Genomic DNA, 17,923 nt, shown 5'->3' on the forward strand with positions numbered 1-17,923 from the left:
TAGTAAACTTGAAATAAGATGAGACATGAGCTCATGAGCTGCGAGATGCCAGCTTTGAGTTTCAAGAGGTAAGAGTGAAAATATGGGTTCGAGCTACAGATTCCGGTAAATGGTATATTGCCCACTGCACTTCCTTGCAGCTCGTAACTAACAGCGCACAACTACTTAGTACGCTCTGACGAGTTTTCCTTCCATGTAATTCACGTACGACCTGTTCACCACCTTCATGCCGCCAGGGGTAGGATAGTTGCCAGTGAAGTACCAGTCGCCCAGGTGACGCGGACAAGCCTTATGAAGGTTTTCAACCGTTTGAAAAACAACCTCGAGGTCGGCTTTCATATCGGCGGGCCTTACGATCTCGGAAATTTTCTGGCTGATCTCTTCGTCCGTGAACTGCTCGTAGAGTTGCTTCACATAGTTCAGCTGACTCTGGTGTCCCCGGGCACGGGTACATTTTTCATAGATCTCGCCCAGCAGGTAATCTTTGCCCTGGTCTTTGAGCAGGCCGATCATGGCGCGGAAAGCAACGAACTCTCCCATTTTGCTCATGTCGATGCCGTAACAATCAGGGAACCGGATCTGCGGTGCTGAGGAAACCACCACGATCTTCTTTGGACCGATGCGGTCGAGCATTTTTAAGATACTCTTTTCAAGTGTGGTTCCCCGCACGATGGAGTCATCAATGACCACCAGCGTATCTTTTCCTTTCTTCACTACCTCGTACGTGGTGTCGTAAACGTTAGCCACCATCTCGTCGCGGTGCTCGTCATCGGTAATGAAGGTGCGGAGCTTCACATCCTTGAGTACAAGTTTTTCTACACGCGGCCTGAACGACAAAATATCTTCAAGCGAATCCACGGTCGGCTTGCCCTCGATGATGATCTCCTTCTGTTTTTTGATGAGATACTCTTCTATTCCCTCCATCATGCCATAAAAGGCTGTTTCTGCTGTGTTGGGAATGTAAGAGAAAACGGTATTCTTGAGGTCGAAGTTGATGGAACGCAGCACCTGGGGTACCAATAGTCTGCCCAGCTGTTTCCGTTCGCGATAAATGTCCGGGTCGTTGCCGCGGGAGAAGTAGATCCTTTCAAAGCTGCAGGATTTTTTCTCGCCAGACTTCATGATGGGATGCTGCTCAAATTCACCGCTCTTGGTGATGACGAGCGCATGCCCCGGCAGCACTTCTTCGATCTGGTTGTATTCTACATTGAACGCGGTTTTGATGGCAGGTTTTTCACTGGCCACTACCACCACTTCATCGTCTGCATAAAAATAAGCAGGACGGATGCCGTTCGGGTCGCGCACTACAAATGCCGAGCCTGAGCCGGTGAGGCCTGCCATGGTATATCCGCCGTCGAAGTCCTTACAAGCTCTCTTCAGCACACGTTGCAGGTTGATCTCGTTTTCGATGATCTCCGAGATCTCGCGGTTGGAATACTTGTCTTTATATTTTTCGAAGATCCCCTGCACTTCCTCATCGAGGAAGTGGCCGATCTTCTCCATCACCGTAACGGTGTCTACTTTTTCTTTGGGGTGCTGGCCGAGGTTCACCAGGATGTCGAACAGCTCTTCCACGTTGGTCATGTTGAAGTTGCCGGCCATTACCAGGTTACGGCTTCTCCAGTTATTCTGACGCAGGAAGGGGTGCACATTTTCGATGCTGTTCACGCCGTGGGTGCCGTAGCGCAGGTGTCCGAGCCAGAGCTCGCCGGTGAAGGCGATATTCTCTTTGAGCCAGTGTTCGTCTCTGAACTTACCTTTACCTGCTTTTTGTGCTTTCTTATATTTTTTGCTGATCTTCTTGAAGAGGTGGGCTACGGGCTGGGCTTTAACGGATCGGTAGCGACTGATGTAACGGCGGCCTGGTTCTACGTCTATCTTGATGTTGGCGACCCCTGCGCCATCCTGACCGCGATTGTGCTGTTTTTCCATCAGGATATACATCTTATTCATGGCATACGTCGGGCCATACTTATCGATGTAATACGAGAGTGGCTTTCGGAGGCGGATCAGGGCTATTCCGCATTCATGAAGAATCTGGTCGCTCATACAAATCAGTTATCTGTCCACAGTTCACGGTTGACAGGCTTAAAACAAATTCCAGGATCAGAAAATTCTGTTGTGAAACCGTTTAACCGCCAACTATTAACTGACTAAAGCACAAAGTTAATTTTATTAATCCATCCCATCAATATGCCGGGGATGAAGAACAGCGTTAGCAGCAATAAAACCAGAATAAAACCTAAAAGATTTTGAAATGTAATATTATTCTGTTTTTCGGCCGGTTCACCGCTTTTCAGGAAAGCAAAGTAGGGAATCCGCAGATAATAGAACAACGAAACCACGGTATTGAGCAATCCGATCACCACCACCCAGAGCAACAATGCCCTGCCCGACAGCTCATAGGATTGCCACAGGGCTGAAAAAATAAAAAGTTTGGCTGTAAACCCGGCAGTGGGGGGAAGCCCCGTGAGGGCGATCAGCCCCACCAGCAAGCCGATGGAAGGCCATGTGAGATTTTTGCCCGCGCCGCTGAAACCCGCGATCGAAGTAATGCTTTTTTTTTCGAAGAAGTCGAGGTATACGAAAACAGCGAAATTCATGATCAGGTAAACACTGGCATAAAAAAGCATAAAATGTACGCCCTGGGGAAGGAAAGCCGCCACACCAACCAGGAGGAAACCGGATTGTGCGATGGATGAATAGGCCATCAGGCGTTTGGGATTCTGCTGGCGGAGGGCTGAAAAATTTCCGATGGTGATGGTCAGTAATAACACAGCGCACACGATTGCTTGCCAGTCAGCAGACGATTGCCCGAACAGGTTCATGGCAAGCACGAACTTCAACAACACACCCAGGCCGGCAAGTTTGGGCGCCACCGAAAGAAAAGCCATCACCGGGATGGGGGAAGCTTCATATACGTCAGGGGCCCAGGGGTGCATGGGCGCTGCGGCGATCTTGTATAAAAATCCAGCGAGCACCATCAAGGCAGCAAAAAGCACCATCGGCACATCTTTCGCGATGAGCTGATCGAAAAAAACCTGCGATGAAAAGTCAAGCGTGCCGGTGATGCCGTAGAGAAACGAAAATCCATACAACATTACGGCTGAGGCGACAGAACCAAAGAGAAAATATTTCAGGCTTCCTTCGCTTCCCGCTTTTGTAAATGAATAGCCCGCCAGCACATATGAGCTGAGGGAGATCAGCTCGAGCGACAGGAAGATCATGAGGAAATGAGTGCTTGCCACCAGCAGGTGACCACCCAGCACCACAGCCATCAGCAGTGCAAAATACTCCGCGCGGTGCGTTGAAGGTTTTTCAAAAGACATCAGGCAGGTGATGAACCCGGCCAGGTCGATCAGTATTTTCAGGTAGCTGGCTAGGCCGTCTACCCGCGTCATTCCGCCGAAGAGCGTTGCCTGTGTGCTCAAACCCGTAGCCATAACACCAACACCGGAGAGAATAAAACCTGCCATGCAGCAGGTGAGTAATACGGTGCGGTTTGTTTTGAAAAGTGCTAACGCGATGAGCAGCAACAGAAAGAGCGCAAGGATGAGCTCAGGTATAAACCAGGAGAGGCTTCCTGCAATGTCGTTGAGCTGGTTGTTCCACTGCTGTGCCATGTCAATGGATCGGTGTTAAACTTTTCCCCAGGGTGAGCACGGCATCGGAAAAATGTTGTGCGAAAGGATTGATCCAGCTGATCAGCGGTTGCGGAAAGATACCGAAAATGAGTGCGGCAATGGCAAGGGGTACAAGCATGCTGTATTCGCGGTTGTTCAGGTCTGTCAGCGCAATGGCTGCGGCATCTCCCTTAACATGAAAGGGCCCGAAGAACATCCGCTGCAGTGCCCACAGGTAATAGGCGGCGCCTAACACAAGGCCCAGCGTGGCGATGATCGCGAAACTCTCGTGAAGCAGGCCGTTGGCGGAGCCCGACTTGAATGCACCGAGAAACACCATGACCTCGGCGATGAATCCGGAGAATCCGGGAAGCCCCATCGAAGCAAAGAATGCTACCAGCACCGCGGCAAAGAATACAGGCATTTTAGCGGCGAGGCCCGAATAGTTATCGATCACCCTGTCATGCGTGCGGTCATAGAGCACACCTGCCAGCAGGAACAGCATGGCGGAGATAATGCCGTGGCTCACCATCTGATAAACGGCACCGGTAACACCTTCTATGGTCAAGGAGGCGATGCCGAGCAGCACGAAGCCCATGTGTGAAACAGACGAGTATGCAATGAGGCGTTTCAGGTCTTTGCTTGCCATGGCGGTGAGCGCCCCGTACACAATAGAGATCACACCCAACAGGGCTACGAGCCAGCTGAAATACAACGCCGCTTCGGGGAAGATGGGGTAAGCGATTCGCAGCAGTCCATAACCGCCGATCTTCAGCAACAGCGCCGCGAGCACTACCGACACTGGAGTAGGCGCTTCAACGTGGGCATCGGGCAGCCAGGTGTGCAGCGGCACCATCGGAAGTTTGATGGCAAAGCCAATGAACAACAACAGGAAGGCCCAGTACCTTGCCGACAGCGGTCCGATCATCCATGGATTGTTCGGGTCCAGGATGGCATTCGAAATAAAATTCTTCGGGTCTCTCATGTGCAGCAGGTTGAAGCTGTGCACCAGTCTTCCCGGAACTGATGGATCGTTTACAGAGATGTATAGTGCGATGAGTGCCACCAGGATGAGGATAGAACCCAGCAGTGTATAGAGAAAGAATTTCACAGAAGCATATTCGCGCCGCGCACCGCCCCAGATGCCGATGAGGAAGAACATCGGGAGCAGCATAAATTCGAAGAAGAGATAGAACAACAGGAAATCGAGGGCCGCGAAAGTTCCAATGATGGCCGTGTTGAGGATCAGCAGGAGAATGAAATATCCTTTTACATTTTTTTCAACAGTCCATGATGAGAGCGTGGTGATCAGCATCACACCCACGGTGAGGCTTACCAGGGGGAGGCTCAGGCCATCGAGCCCTACGAGGTATTCCGCTTTCAGGATGCCCCATGATCCGAGATCCAGGGTGATCCACGCATGCTGCTCTACGAACTGAAGACCGCCCGTGCTATCGTAAACAGATAACATGAGCAGAAGCAGTACAACCTGTATCACGCAGGTGATCAGTGTAACGAGTTTGAAGGTGCCTGACGCGTGGGATGGAAGAAATAAAGCAATGAATGCTGCAACAAGTGGTGTGAATAGCAAACCTGAAAGTAAATATTGCTGCATTCCTGTTACGTTGATGGGATATACTGGTCTGAAAAACTTACAGGTGTTTGCCAGACTGGTATACGCATTATTTCAAGGTCCAAATTAGAAAAATAATGATTGCTAAAATTGCCCAGAAAATATAAACCTGAATTTTTCCTGCCTGGAACGACCGGGTGAAAGCGCCGATGCCTTTTGACAGATACGCCACACCGTTCACAAAACCGTCTACCAGGGTTCTGTCTACCCATCCGGTGATGTGGGCAATGGTGATATGGGCATAAGCGCTTCCGTGAATGAGTCCGTCGATCCATTTCCTGTCGATATGGGAAGCAGTTGTTGCGCTGATTTGCACTATTTTTCCAAGCACCTTGCTGCCGGCGGCGTCAACGTAAAAAGCGTTCTCCAAAATGGCATTTGAATCGAAGCGTGCTGTTCTGAAAACAAAGTAGCTCACGCCCAACGCAGCGGCTATCCATACAACTGAAAAAGCAGTGACCCAGGCAACATGGGTGTAGTAAGCTTCCGGCAACAGCCACCCGATAAAATCGAAAGGGTTCCACGATACCACCAGCCACAGTGAGCATAGTGCCAGCAACACCACCGGCATGCGCATGATCACCGGGGGCTCAACGGGTGCCACGGGAAGTGGTTTACGCGCTTCTCCCATAAATATATACCAGATCATGCGGAAAGTGTACAGCACCGTGATGAAAGAAACGCTGACCATGGCAACGAGCAGCGACCACGAAAGCACACTGCTGTCAGTGCTCCACACTGCGGCAAGGATCGCCTCTTTGGAGAGGAAGCCCGAAAAGAACGGGATGCCCGCCAGCGAAGCACCGCCGAGTAAAAAGGTGAGAAACGTAACGGGAAGGTTTTGTCTGAGTCCGCCGAGGTTCCGGATATCCTGCACATCGAAATGGTGATGTGCCCGCAGCTGCGCGCGATGCAGCGCGTGGATCACCGACCCTGCCGAAAGAAAGAGACATGCCTTGAAGAACGCGTGCGTAAAAAGGTGGAGCAATGCCGCATTCACAATGCCGATGCCGATGGCCATCACCATCAGACCCAGCTGCGACATAGTGGAGTAAGCGAGGATCCTTTTGATGTCGTACTGGAACAAGGCTGCCAGTGACCCGATGATCGCCGTTGCCATGCCAGTGACAGCCACAACGGTCAGTGCCATGGGTGTGAACAATGGATGGATCCTCACAAGCAGGTAGACACCCGCAGCCACCATGGTAGCGGCGTGGATCAGCGCAGACACCGGCGTAGGGCCTTCCATGGCATCCGGCAGCCAGGAGAACAACGGAAACTGTGCCGATTTGCCGATCACACCACAGAAGATGCACAACGATGCGGCTGTTTGCCATTGATAAGTACTTCCCGAAGAGAGCAGCTCCGTGATGCCGAGGGTTCCGGTATTAGCCCACACGATCATCAATCCTACCAGGAAACCTGCGTCACCAATGCGGTTGAGGATAAAAGCTTTTTTAGATGCCTGCCCCGCGGCCAGCTTTTCTGTCCAGTGGCCGATGAGCATGTAAGATGAGAACCCCACCAGCTCCCAGAACACAAAAAGGATCAGGAGGTTGTCGGCCAGCACAATGCCCTGCATGGAGAAGGTGAAGAACCCCAGCATGGCGAAGTATTTTTTCAGATCGTTATCACCCGCCATGTAGCCGGTGGAGTAGAGATGCACGAGGAAAGAAATGACGGACACCACCACCAGCATGAGCAGCGATGTGTTGGTCAGTAAAATATTAGCCGATAGCGGCTGATCGCCCACGGTGAACCACGTGATCTGAAACAAAGCAGGGTCGTCGTTCCAGCGCGAGGTGAGCGCAACGGCGGCACAGATGGCACTGACCAGCAACAGCAGGGGAGCGTTGAAGCTTACCAGCCAGGAATATTGACGGGGTGTTAATACGGATGCTCCGAACGACAGCAATGGAAGCAGCAGTGCCGCGAAGATGCACAGCAGCAGTGTGGGGTCGGTATGGAAAGAAAGCGCCGTCAAATGCTTAACCTTTTAATTCGCTGATCTCGTCGGGCACCGAGGTCTGGTAGTGCTGGTAAACCCGCAGCACAATGGCCAGGCCAACCGCGGCTTCGCATACTGCCACAATAATAACAAACAGCGCAAACATCTGCCCGTCGAGTGAAGCAGGATACAGCCGGTTGAACGCTACCAGGTTCAGGTTCGAGGCATTCAGCATGAGCTCGATGCCCAGCAGCATCATAATGGTGTTGCGTTTAACCATAACAACAGCAAGACCGGTGCAGAATAAAAATGCCGCCAGGTAGAGGAGGTGTTGCAGTGACGGCATCATACTTTCTTTGATTTCATAAAAGAAGTGATCGCGGCGGCACCGATCAGCGCTGCCAATAACAGGATGCCGGCAATCTCGAAGGGAAGTGAATAGGCCGTCATGAAATTTGTGCCGATGGTCTGCAATGCGCCCTGAGTCTCAACCGCGTGTTGTGGAACGGCGAAGACATCATCGGTGATGAAATTCGCCAGCAGCGCAAAAAGCAGGATGCCCGAGAGCACCGCAGCAAAAATATTGGTGTGGCCTACCTGCAACGGTTTGCCTGATAATTTTGACGTGAGCATGATGCCGAAGATGATCACCACCAGTACGCCGCCTGCATACACCAGGATCTGCGTGATGGCCACGAACTCGGCGAAGGAAAGCACATACAGCGCTGCGATCGAAAGCAAACACACCAGCAGCATCAGCGCAGCTTTGAACACGTTGCGACTTAGCAGGATGCCCGTTGCCGACGCCGCTGCGGTGAGCATAAAAAAGTAAAATATAAACGTGAGCGTGTTCATGACTCGGCGGGTGGTGATGCCGGAGCTGTTCCCGGCGGTTTGATCTTGGGTCTGAACACGGGCCTGGCTGCCGGTGCTTTGGGAGCTTCAGGTGCTTGCTCTTTTGCCTCGGGAGCCTTCGCCTCTTCAGGTGCAGGTGGTGCCGGAGGTGCTGAAGGCGTTCCCGGCGGTTTGATCTTGGGCTTGAACACGGGCTTGGCTGCCGGCGCTTTGGGCGCTTCAGATGACTGCTCTTTTGCCTCCGCTGTTTTCACTTCTGCAGCGGCCGGCGTTGTCACAGGCTGAGGTTGTTGTGCTGCCACCTTACTCTTCTGGTGCTCTTCCAGTATTTTTTTCTTTTCAGCGATCTCACCCGGTGTCATTTCACCGAAGGCGTAATTGTGCTCGCGGATGTCGGTCACACTGAAGTCGTACACCTTGGTCATGGTGAGACATTCTGTAGGGCACACCGTAGTGCACAACCCGCAGAAGCAGCACTGCCCCATGTTGATGTCGAACTTTGCCGCGTAGATGCGCTTGGGGGTACCGTCGGAGGTTTTCCCGATCTCTTCCACGGCTTTCACCGGCTCGATGGTGATGCAGTTCACAGGACAGATCTTGGCGCATTTGTCACAGACAATACAATCGTCGATCTCATTGTGAAGCCTGTAGCGCCCGGTGTCAGGTACAGGCAGGATCTCATGCGGATACTGAATGGTGGCGATACCTTCAGGCTGGTCAAAGTAATACCGGTCTGTGATGGCAACAGGCTTACGGCTTTTCCGCGCCTTCAACAGGTGACGGAAGGTGAGCTTCAGTCCCGCTGACAGCGACTGAACAGAATGCCGGATACTTTCCCAGTATGATGGTTGCGATCCTCTCATCAGAACAAAAATAGAGAGAAAAAGGAATGTTGGAGGATAATTTCCGGAAATTGATCAATTCACCCGGGGAATGGTGAAAGAGAACTTGCTTCCTTCGCCCAGCTTGCTTTCGACCCAGATCTTGCCACCGTTTTTCTCAACAAACTCTTTACAGAGGATGAGGCCGAGGCCCGTTCCTTTTTCGTTGGCTGTTCCGCGGGTGGTGTAGGGTGCGGTTTTGTCGAACAGGATCTTGAGCACGTCAGCATTCATGCCGATGCCGTTGTCTTCCACGGAGATCACCCACTCTCCGGCCTGTTGTGATGCGGTAATGGTCACGGCGCCTCCATCGTTGGTGAACTTGATGGCATTGGTCATCAGGTTTCGGATCACGAGGTTTGTGGTATTGGAATCCGCGAAAGCGTATGCACTTGCCGGTACGGTGTTGATAAGCCTGATCTGTTTGTTCTGCACGGAGCCGAGCAGTTGAATGTTCTCGTCAACGATCTTGTGCAGGTCGATGCGGGTGGCCTGAAGGCTCAGCTTATCCATCTGCAGCAACGTCCAGTCGAGCAGGTTGTTCAGCAGCGTGCGGGTATGGTTGAACCTTGTTTTCAGCTCCTTGACATGGTTCGGAAGCTCTTCGGGTTTCACGGCTCCCTTGTCGAGCAGGTCGAGCAAACCTGCCAGCGCGTTGATGGGTGAGCGAAGGTCGTGCGAGATGATAGAGAAGAATTTATCCTTCACCTGGTTGAGGCGCTCCAGCTCTTCGCTGCGTTTCTCCATGTCTTCCTGGTGTTGCAGCAGCAGCATATTGATCTGGCGTCGTCGCTGGCCGCTGCGGTATACCGTGGCCAGCAGGATCACGCTCAGGGCCATCACCACTACCAGGATGTTGCGTACAAACTCCTGTTTCTTGATCTGGTCATCCTTGATGTCGCGGGCACGGCTCAGGGCTTCGATCTGGGTATCCTTGGCTTCCGTCTCGAACCTGATCTGGTCGCGGAACAGTTTTTCCTGCATGTCCTGGCTGAAGAGCGAATCCTCCAGCTGCTTGTACTGCTTAAAATACTCCAGTGATTTTTTATAGTCGCCCTTCAGCTCCAGCAATTTGGAAAGCTGGTTGAATCCGTTGATCTCGAGGATGCGGGCATTGGTTTCTTTGGACAGCTTGAGACTGCGGTTGATCACATCCAGGGCGTCGTCGTATTTTTTCTGGTCCATGTATACGAGGCCGCGGCCAAGCTCAACTTCCGCGATCCCGAACCGGTTGTTGGTTCTGGCGTGCAGCAGGAAGGTTGTGTCGTAATAGGCCAGCGCTGTTCCGTAGTCTTTCTTGTGGAGGTAAACGCTCGCGAGCTTGTTCAGGGTGCGGGGCTGAAGAAAGTTCACCTTGTGCAGCCTTGATAGCTTGAGCGAGTTCATCAGCACGTGCAGCGCCGAATCGTAATCGCCTTTGCGCAGCATCACATCGCCGATCTCATCGTATGAGTAAGGGATCCCTTCTTTGTCGCCGATGTCGCGGCTCATCTGTTGTGAGATCAGCAGGTGATCGAGGGCGCGGTCATACTGGCCCAGTTCCTTGAAGACGCGGCCCACGTTGTGAAGGGCAATGGTCATCCGCAGCGAGTCCTTGATCGAGCTGGCAACGCGGTATGATTGTGTGAAGTAGTAATAAGCTTCGTCATACTCACCCAGGTCATAGTAGTCGTTGGCCACGTTGTTGAAATCCACGGTGATGTTGACACTGTCACCCATGAGCAGGCTTTGTTGCAGGGCGAGGTTGTCATAACGCAGCGCTGTGCTGTAGTCGCCGCTCAAGGTATGCAGTCCGCCGAAGTTCTGGTAGGCCAGGATCTTTGTTTTGGTGAGGTCGTTGTCTTCTGCAATGTCAAGGGCCAGCTTTGCGTACCGCAGGCTTTTGCTGAAGTCGGAGAACTGGTATTCACGTGAGAGCGCTACCAGTGACCGAACCCGCACCGAGTCTGCTATGTCTTCGCGTTTGATTTCATTTTCCAGGCTGTCGATTTTTCCCTGACCCAAGGCGGAACCGCAGATGAAGAGGACTACGAAAAATAGGATCGCGTATCGCACGTGTTTTATATGAAAATTATCTTCCAGAACGCACATAATATAATCAGTATTAGGGCGAGAGGGGTTAAATACTTCCAGCTCAGGTTCATAAGTTGGTCCACTCTCAGCCGCGGATAAGTCCATCGGATCCATATTTGAACGGCCACGAAAAACAACGATTTGCTCAGCAGCCAAAAAATGCCCCATAAGGTTGAAGCCAGGGTACCTGGTGCTCCTGTGGTCCAGGTTGCCAGGCGGACGGAACCAATGTCAGGTAAGGGTGTATTCCAGCTTCCAAAAAATAACACAGCCCCTAATATACTTACTAAAAGCATCATTGCATACTCACCCAACATAATAACGGCCCAGCGGAAGCCCGAATACTCGGTCTGAAATCCCGCAACCAGCTCAGATTCCGCTTCAGGAAGGTCAAAAGGCGCCCGATTGCATTCCGCCAGCGAAGCGATGAAAAAGATTACCCATGTAAGGATGAGCACCGGCATTCTGAAAATGTTCCAGCTCAGAAAACCACCATACAATGTTGTGTCGATGCCTAATGCCGGAATGTCAAGGAGGTAGCGGGGACTGCCAGACAGGATGCCCTGCTGAACAGAGATCTCCTGAAGGTCGAGCGTTTCACAAACAATGCACACACACAATACGGAAAGTCCCATGGGGATCTCGTAAGAGATGATCTGTGCCGCAGACCGCATGGTGCCCAGTACACTGTATTTGTTGTTTGAGCTCCAGCCGGCAATGATAATACCGATCACGTCGAGCGAGATGATGGCCAACAGAAAGAATATACCTGTTGAAAGAGCGGCGCCATGCCAGTTGGGGGCCAGCGGAAGCACTGCAAAACCTGCAAACACCGACACGAAGATGAGGAGGGGCGCAATCCTGAAAAGACCTTTTTCCGCTTTCGCGGGAACGATGTCTTCTTTCTGCAGCAGCTTGAGCAGGTCAGCTATCGTTTGCGCGATGCCGTAATAACCTACTTCCATGGGGCCGAGCCTGTCCTGGATAAATGCCGATATTTTCCGTTCGGCATAGATAGCCAGAACCGCATACAGCACCAGGAATGGCAGAATGAAAATAAGTGTTGTCAAGCCAATATAAAAACTCCGAAAGATGTAAAATATTGCGGTTCCTTGCTAGCTGTGGCCAAAGTTTAACGTGTTAAAAAACTGTTTACTTATAAACGTTTCTGGCGCCAGTCCTGCTGGTGTTTGCGTGCTTTCTGTGTAGACTTGCGCACAACCCGGGTGAGGTGTTTGCCGGTGAACAACACCGGTAAAGGCGAGTGTGTCCATGTTGGTGTGCCGATGTTGGTGTTCTTCACCAACATCCCTAACATCCCCATGCTAATCCCATAAAAGATGCTTTTCAAGCTGCACGGATTCGTGGAAGAACATCCTGGCTGATTGTTCGAACGATTCGGTGTAGTCTGACACAAGGAAATGATCCTGGGCATTGTGCCCGCCATTGAGCAGGTCGTGCTCCTGCAGGTATTGTTTGAGGGCCAGCGCCACTACTTCAGAAGAGTCGAAGATCTGCATCTTGTTCTGGTAGAACTGACCGATCTCTTTTTTGATCAAAGGATAATGGGTGCAGGCCAGGATGAGTCCATCGATGGGCTGCAGCACGGGGTCGGAGAGGTATTGCGCGATGATCTCATGACTGATCTGGTTATTGAAAAAGCCTTCTTCGATCATGGGCGCCAGCAGGGGCGTGGCCAGTGAGTGAAGGGTGATGCCTTTGCCCGCTTCCTGGATCTTTCTGGTATAAACACCCGATTGCACTGTACGTTTGGTGCCGATAAGCCCGATGTTGCGGTCGGGAAACTGTTGGGCTACCAGCGCCACCATGGGATCGATCACGTTGATAATGTGGGTGTCTTTGCGCACATATTCTTTCAACAGCTCATAGGCTGCAGAGCTGGCCGAGTTGCAGGCGATGACGATCACCTTGCAGCCTTTCTGCAGCAGGATGTTGGCGATGCGGATGGAGTAAGCCTGGATGGCAGCTTCAGACTTATCGCCGTAAGGCAGGTGTGCGGTATCTCCGAAATAGATCATGTTCTCATTCGGGAGTATTTTTTTGATGGCGTGGGCCACGGTGAGTCCGCCGATACCACTGTCGAAGATCCCGATCGGCTTTTGCTGTTTGGAAGTGCTCATTCTGTTCTCTGCATGCTGTTTTGGCCAGCAAATTTTGTTAAATTTAGTTTTATACAACCCCTATGCGCAGAATTTTATTCCCGTTAGTTTTCCTTGTGGCCGGGAATAGTCTTATCGCTCAAAACTTTCGTGCCGATAGCCTGCTTCAGCGCTTTTCTTCAGACCAGGCCAACGAAAGCCTTTACCTGGAAGCCCTTCGCGCCGAATATAACAGATTCAGTAACGAAGCCCTTTCGGCGCATGTTAAAAAGACAGCTTCATTCATTGAAGAGAATCTCGACGTTGCGCACCGGATCAGCACTTTCAGGTTCCTGGGCGTGGTATGCTGGGCGCGTGGCATGTATCCGGAGGCCCTCCATTATTTCGACCGGGCCGTAACCGACGCGGTTGCTGCTGGCGCTTTTACCGAAGCCGGCATTGGCGACCTGACTGTGGCCGAGCGTTACATGAATGCTGAGATGTATACGCAGGCGCTGGAACGGGCCTATAAAGCCAACGAGCACTTTGTGACGGCAAACGACACCCTGCACCAGGCGAACGCACGGGCGCTGGCGGCCGCGATAGGGTACAGGGCCCGTAACTATGCAGTGGCTGTTGAAGAGGTAGAGAAAGCCCTCACGATCTTCCATTCCGTAAGGCCCGAAAGGTTATCGCATGCAGACAGTGTTGACATGATGAATGCCCTGAATACCTGCGGCCTGGCTTACGCAGGTCTCGGCAGCAATGAAAAAGCAATGGCCTGTTATGCCGAAGCCGAGAAGTTTGCCGTCATGCTCAACAACAGGTTCTGGATCGGACTCATCAATGGCAACAAAGCACACATTTATGCCAGCAACGGAGACATCGCCATGGCCATTGGCGCGTTGCAGATCGATCTGAGGCATAGTAAGGAATTCAAACAATGGCCCAGCGCCATCGGAAGCAGCTTGTCACTGTCTGAGCTGTTCATCCGCAGCGAGCGGTGGCAGATGGCGCGCCAGTATATGGATACCGCCGGCATGCTGATGAGCCGTTACAGCGGATCGCGCCGGAGCAAGGCACGTTACCTGGAGAACCAGTCGAAGCTGTTTGCCCACGCCGGCAACATACGGCAGGCGTACGAGGCGTTGCTGCGGCACCATGAGATCCACGACTCACTGCAGGTAGAACATCAGTCTGCCGAGCTCACGCGTATCAAAACTGCCTTCGACATCCAGCAAAAGCAGGGACAGATCGAGCTGCTCACTGCTGAAAAAAAGCTGCATGAGCAACAGGTGGTCTACCGCAACATTATCGCCGTTGTGGCAGGCATTACCATCGTGCTGTTGTTCATCCTGGCGCTGGTCATTTACCGGAACTACCGGGTGAAAAAGAAAGACAACTACCTGCTCATTGAAGCGAACAATGAGATCAAGGCCATCAATGAAGAGCTGCGCGCCTATGCCGACACGTTATCTTCGCAGAACGAGACCATCCAGAAGATGAACGAAGACCTCGAGCTTCGTGTAAGGTCGCGCACCCGCGAGCTCGAAGAGGCCAACTCGGAGCTCGACATGTTCCTGTACAGGGCTTCGCACGACATCAGAAGGCCCATCACTACTTTGCTGGGACTGAGCAACCTCGCGCACGTAACCACCCACGACCTGCCCGCCATGCAGATCTTTGACAAGGTAACGGAGACGGCCTATCACATGGACCGCATGCTGCACAAGCTTCAGATGATCTACGCGCTCAACCGCCCGCTGGGCACAAGCTCGCAGATCACGCTTACGGAAGCGATTAAAAATGCTGTCGACAAGTTTCTGCCGGAAATGAAACGCATCGGCATGGATTGCGCGGCATCCATCAGGGGGAATATTTCCTTTACGGGCGATGAGAGCCTGTTCAGCATCATCTTCCAGAACCTGATCGAGAACTCGATCACTTTTAAAAAGTCTGATGAGCTTGAAAGGCCGTACCTCTCCATCGAGGCGATCCAGCTCGATGAGCATGTGATGGTGAAGATCAGGGATAACGGTATTGGTATTGAAAACGAATACCTCGAAAAGATATTTGACCTGCATTTCCGCGGCACGGCGTTATCCAGGGGCAACGGCCTTGGCCTGTATCTCGTCAAAAAAGCACTGACCCTGCTGAAGGGCAGGATCGAGGTGGTGAGCGAATACGGCGTGGGCAGCAACTTCTTTGTGTACTTTCCCCGTTAGGGCAACGCCTGGCAATTTTCAGGCGATGTTCTCAGACAAGGCAGCGATCACTACGCTCTTAGCCTCGCGGTGGCCACAGTAGCTGCAGCGATAGTGTTTCACCAGCATGCCCGGTTCCGCATCCCCAGGTGCTTTGGCAACTTCTTCGCTGGCGATCTTCATGGTAACGTAGCCGCATTCCGAACATTCGATGGCGTGCTGATAAGCATTGTATTTTTCGATCTTCTTGTAGCCGGTTTTTTCGTCAAGCCATACGTCGTAGTCTACGCTGTGAACTTCTTTTTGTTCTGCAAACTGCGCTGCTTCGAGATGTGCCTCCTCTTCTGCTTCCGTAAGCTTGCGCATGATGTTGCCGGCTGGTGAGAGCCTTGGCTTATTGCGAAGTTTGTCAAGCCGTCTCTCTACGAAGCGCGGATAGTAGATGCGCACGAGGCTGTAGAAGATGAAGTAAGCCACCACCACGAAGCTCAGCGTGATGAAGGTCCGTACCCAGAACCAGGTTTCCATATTGGCAAAGACCATGGTGGAGGCCAGCGAATTCCCGTACAGGGCAACAGCGGCGATAAGGGCCACCACAGCAAACCAGAAGTACCGTATCTCATGCAGGTTTACGTAGTCGTACTTCTCTTTGTAATCTTTGATGCGGAAGATCCGGTACTCGTGATAGAGCAGCACCAGAACGGCGAATGCGACACACAGGTATGCGCCAACAGCCATATAGCTATCGACAGTCACGATAAAATCAGGGACATTTTCCATAGCAATTGAAATTGTTAGATGATACCTAAATTTATCAAATCCGGTACTGTATTGGTACATATTTCGGGCTATTTTTGGCTGCGATTTTCAGCTTACCCGACTATTTATAATATTGCGGCGCTGATCAAAAAAGGCACAAACTATGACATACAACTTACTGAAAGGCAAACGTGGTATCATTTTCGGTGCACTGGATGAGAATTCCATTGCCTGGAAAACGGCATTGAAAGTAAAAGAGGAAGGCGGCAGTTTTACGCTTACCAACGCACCTATTGCGATGCGCATGGGCAAGATCAATGAACTGGCCAAGGCGTGTAATGCCGAAGTCATTCCGGCGGATGCCACTTCCGAGCAGGATCTTCAGAACTTGTTTACCAAATCCATGGAAGTACTGGGCGGAAAACTTGATTTTGTTTTGCACTCCATCGGCATGAGCCCCAACGTACGCAAAGACAAAGCGTATGGCGATCTGAACTATGACTGGTTCCTGAAGACGCTCGATATCTCAGGCGTATCTTTTCACAAAGTGCTGCAAACAGCAGAAAAGACTGATGCTATGAACGAGTGGGGATCTATTGTGGCGCTCACCTACATCGCGGCGCAGCGCACGTTCCCTGACTACTCTGACATGGCGCAGGCCAAAGCCGTGCTGGAATCGATCGCCCGCAGCTACGGTTACCGCTTCGCCAAGCTTAAAAAAGTACGCGTGAACACTATTTCGCAGTCACCTACGAAGACCACCGCCGGCGCCGGCATCTCCGGGTTCGACGTGTTCTATGACTACGCGCAGATGATGTCGCCGCTGGGCAACGCTTCAGCAGAAGATTGCGCAGCCTACATCGTGAGCCTGTTCTCTGACCTCACCCGTATGGTCACTATGCAGAACCTGATGCACGATGGCGGATTTTCATCCACCGGTATCACGCAGGACCTTATTGAACGTTTAACGAAATAAATTTTGTGTCATCATCCCTTTGAGGGTTTTAGATCCTCAAAGGGCTTTTGCACCGCAATGGTCTCATTCCCGCCCTGTAAGATCAACCTGGGTCTTAACATCATCAGCAAAAGACCCGACGGGTATCACGATCTGATCACCTGCTTCTACCCTGTGCCATGGTACGATATACTGGAGATCATTCCCGCTACAGACTTTTCTTTTTCGAGCTCCGGCCTGCCCATACCGGGTGATCCCGAAGCGAACCTGTGCATCAAAGCGTACCGGTTGTTAAAAAAAGATTTTGATCTGGGCAATGTGAGCATGCACCTGCATAAGATCCTTCCTATGGGCGCGGGACTGGGTGGAGGCTCTGCCGATGCTGCCTGGGTCTTGCGCACACTGGACCAGGTATTCAACCTTCAGCTCACTTCTGAAAAGCTCAGATACTACGCTTCACAACTCGGCAGCGATTGTGCGTTCTTCATCTCCGATAAACCCATGCTTGGTACTGGCCGCGGCGAAGTATTGGAGCCTGTCTCTGTGAACCTTGCGGGAAAATTTATGGTGCTGGTAAAACCTGACATTCATGTTTCTACTGCGGAAGCGTATTCCGCTGTGAGGCCAGGCCAGCCTGCTCATGACCTGAACAAAGTGTTGGAGCAGCAGCCTGTCGATTCGTGGAAAGGTAGTGTAGTGAATGACTTTGAAGACTCGGTCTTCCGGCGTTATCCCCTGATCGCACGAATTAAAGAAACCTTATATGCCAAGGGAGCTTTGTATGCCAGCATGAGCGGATCAGGCTCCGCCGTGTTTGGTATCTTCTCCAATCCTACTGACCTCCGCAGTACATTCGAAGCGCATGTTTACTGGAGCGGTGTTCTCGGCTAGCG

General features: G+C 51.9%; 15 protein-coding genes. 3 read left to right on the top strand and 12 right to left on the bottom strand.

The window, feature by feature from the left end; all coding sequences use genetic code 11:
* Positions 1–165 precede the first annotated feature (165 nt).
* The 11 genes from KK083_RS05075 to murI form a co-directional block, all read right to left on the bottom strand.
* Complete coding sequence (locus KK083_RS05075; RefSeq protein WP_254161355.1) at positions 166–2,049, bottom strand: amidophosphoribosyltransferase; 1,884 nt, start codon at positions 2,047–2,049, stop codon at positions 166–168.
* Positions 2,050–2,153: 104 nt separating this feature from the next.
* Positions 2,154–3,623 (bottom strand): NADH-quinone oxidoreductase subunit N, encoded by a 1,470-nt coding sequence (locus KK083_RS05080; RefSeq protein ID WP_254161357.1) that lies wholly within the window; start codon positions 3,621–3,623, stop codon positions 2,154–2,156.
* A gap of 1 nt (position 3,624) precedes the next feature.
* A complete protein-coding gene (locus KK083_RS05085; RefSeq protein ID WP_254161359.1) occupies positions 3,625–5,238 on the bottom strand; it encodes a complex I subunit 4 family protein in 1,614 nt (537 codons plus the stop codon).
* A 67-nt stretch (positions 5,239–5,305) separates the two neighbouring features.
* Positions 5,306–7,240, bottom strand: a complete 1,935-nt coding sequence (locus KK083_RS05090) for an NADH-quinone oxidoreductase subunit 5 family protein (RefSeq protein WP_254161361.1) — start codon at positions 7,238–7,240, stop codon at positions 5,306–5,308.
* A 4-nt stretch (positions 7,241–7,244) separates the two neighbouring features.
* Complete coding sequence (gene nuoK / locus KK083_RS05095; protein WP_254161363.1) at positions 7,245–7,553, bottom strand: NADH-quinone oxidoreductase subunit NuoK; 309 nt, start codon at positions 7,551–7,553, stop codon at positions 7,245–7,247.
* Entirely contained in the window at positions 7,550–8,059 is a 510-nt protein-coding gene (locus KK083_RS05100; RefSeq protein WP_254161365.1) for an NADH-quinone oxidoreductase subunit J family protein, read from the bottom strand. Before KK083_RS05100 ends, nuoK begins: the two co-directional genes overlap by 4 nt.
* Positions 8,056–8,922 carry a 4Fe-4S dicluster domain-containing protein gene (locus KK083_RS05105; RefSeq protein WP_254161367.1) on the bottom strand — a complete coding sequence of 289 codons (867 nt, stop codon included), beginning with the start codon at positions 8,920–8,922 and terminating at the stop codon, positions 8,056–8,058. Before KK083_RS05105 ends, KK083_RS05100 begins: the two co-directional genes overlap by 4 nt.
* A gap of 54 nt (positions 8,923–8,976) precedes the next feature.
* Complete coding sequence (locus tag KK083_RS05110; RefSeq protein WP_254161369.1) at positions 8,977–10,944, bottom strand: tetratricopeptide repeat-containing sensor histidine kinase; 1,968 nt, start codon at positions 10,942–10,944, stop codon at positions 8,977–8,979.
* A 56-nt stretch (positions 10,945–11,000) separates the two neighbouring features.
* Positions 11,001–12,083, bottom strand: a complete 1,083-nt coding sequence (locus KK083_RS05115) for a complex I subunit 1/NuoH family protein (protein ID WP_254161371.1) — start codon at positions 12,081–12,083, stop codon at positions 11,001–11,003.
* Between the two features lie 86 nt (positions 12,084–12,169).
* A complete protein-coding gene (locus tag KK083_RS05120; protein ID WP_254161373.1) occupies positions 12,170–12,337 on the bottom strand; it encodes a hypothetical protein in 168 nt (55 codons plus the stop codon).
* Between the two features lies 1 nt (position 12,338).
* Positions 12,339–13,154 (bottom strand): glutamate racemase, encoded by an 816-nt coding sequence (gene murI, locus KK083_RS05125; RefSeq protein WP_254161375.1) that lies wholly within the window; start codon positions 13,152–13,154, stop codon positions 12,339–12,341.
* Between the two features lie 62 nt (positions 13,155–13,216).
* Between murI and KK083_RS05130 the strand changes: the two genes are divergently transcribed.
* On the top strand, positions 13,217–15,337 hold the full coding sequence (locus KK083_RS05130; RefSeq protein WP_254161377.1) for a sensor histidine kinase: 2,121 nt from the start codon (positions 13,217–13,219) through the stop codon (positions 15,335–15,337).
* 18 nt (positions 15,338–15,355) lie between these two features.
* On the opposite strand, the gene KK083_RS05135 is transcribed toward KK083_RS05130, so the two are convergent.
* On the bottom strand, positions 15,356–16,096 hold the full coding sequence (locus tag KK083_RS05135) for a hypothetical protein (protein ID WP_254161379.1): 741 nt from the start codon (positions 16,094–16,096) through the stop codon (positions 15,356–15,358).
* Between the two features lie 142 nt (positions 16,097–16,238).
* Here KK083_RS05135 and KK083_RS05140 point away from each other — a divergent pair, with 142 nt between their 5' ends.
* Both KK083_RS05140 and ispE read left to right on the top strand, forming a co-directional pair.
* The gene (locus KK083_RS05140; RefSeq protein ID WP_254161381.1) at positions 16,239–17,051 is read left to right on the top strand and encodes an enoyl-ACP reductase FabI; all 813 of its coding nucleotides are present in this window, start codon (positions 16,239–16,241) and stop codon (positions 17,049–17,051) included.
* Between the two features lie 57 nt (positions 17,052–17,108).
* Positions 17,109–17,921: a 4-(cytidine 5'-diphospho)-2-C-methyl-D-erythritol kinase gene (ispE, locus tag KK083_RS05145; RefSeq protein ID WP_254161383.1), complete on the top strand. Its 813-nt coding sequence runs from the start codon at positions 17,109–17,111 to the stop codon at positions 17,919–17,921.
* Positions 17,922–17,923 lie beyond the last annotated feature (2 nt).

This window comes from Chryseosolibacter histidinae, from assembly GCF_018598225.1.
Classification (GTDB): domain Bacteria; phylum Bacteroidota; class Bacteroidia; order Cytophagales; family Cyclobacteriaceae; genus Chryseosolibacter; species Chryseosolibacter histidini.

What these genes read in the sequence shown, in the direction of transcription:
- nuoK (WP_254161363.1), bottom strand. Translation starts at nt 7,553, where the DNA reads ATGATGCCGTCACTGCAACACCTCCTCTACCTGGCGGCATTTTTATTC.
- KK083_RS05080 (WP_254161357.1), bottom strand. Translation starts at nt 3,623, where the DNA reads ATGGCACAGCAGTGGAACAACCAGCTCAACGACATTGCAGGAAGCCTC.
- KK083_RS05075 (WP_254161355.1), bottom strand. Translation starts at nt 2,049, where the DNA reads ATGAGCGACCAGATTCTTCATGAATGCGGAATAGCCCTGATCCGCCTC.
- murI (WP_254161375.1), bottom strand. Translation starts at nt 13,154, where the DNA reads ATGAGCACTTCCAAACAGCAAAAGCCGATCGGGATCTTCGACAGTGGT.
- ispE (WP_254161383.1), top strand. Translation starts at nt 17,109, where the DNA reads ATGGTCTCATTCCCGCCCTGTAAGATCAACCTGGGTCTTAACATCATC.
- KK083_RS05100 (WP_254161365.1), bottom strand. Translation starts at nt 8,059, where the DNA reads ATGAACACGCTCACGTTTATATTTTACTTTTTTATGCTCACCGCAGCG.
- KK083_RS05105 (WP_254161367.1), bottom strand. Translation starts at nt 8,922, where the DNA reads ATGAGAGGATCGCAACCATCATACTGGGAAAGTATCCGGCATTCTGTT.
- KK083_RS05120 (WP_254161373.1), bottom strand. Translation starts at nt 12,337, where the DNA reads ATGGGGATGTTAGGGATGTTGGTGAAGAACACCAACATCGGCACACCA.
- KK083_RS05135 (WP_254161379.1), bottom strand. Translation starts at nt 16,096, where the DNA reads ATGGAAAATGTCCCTGATTTTATCGTGACTGTCGATAGCTATATGGCT.
- KK083_RS05130 (WP_254161377.1), top strand. Translation starts at nt 13,217, where the DNA reads ATGCGCAGAATTTTATTCCCGTTAGTTTTCCTTGTGGCCGGGAATAGT.
- KK083_RS05140 (WP_254161381.1), top strand. Translation starts at nt 16,239, where the DNA reads ATGACATACAACTTACTGAAAGGCAAACGTGGTATCATTTTCGGTGCA.
- KK083_RS05085 (WP_254161359.1), bottom strand. Translation starts at nt 5,238, where the DNA reads ATGCAGCAATATTTACTTTCAGGTTTGCTATTCACACCACTTGTTGCA.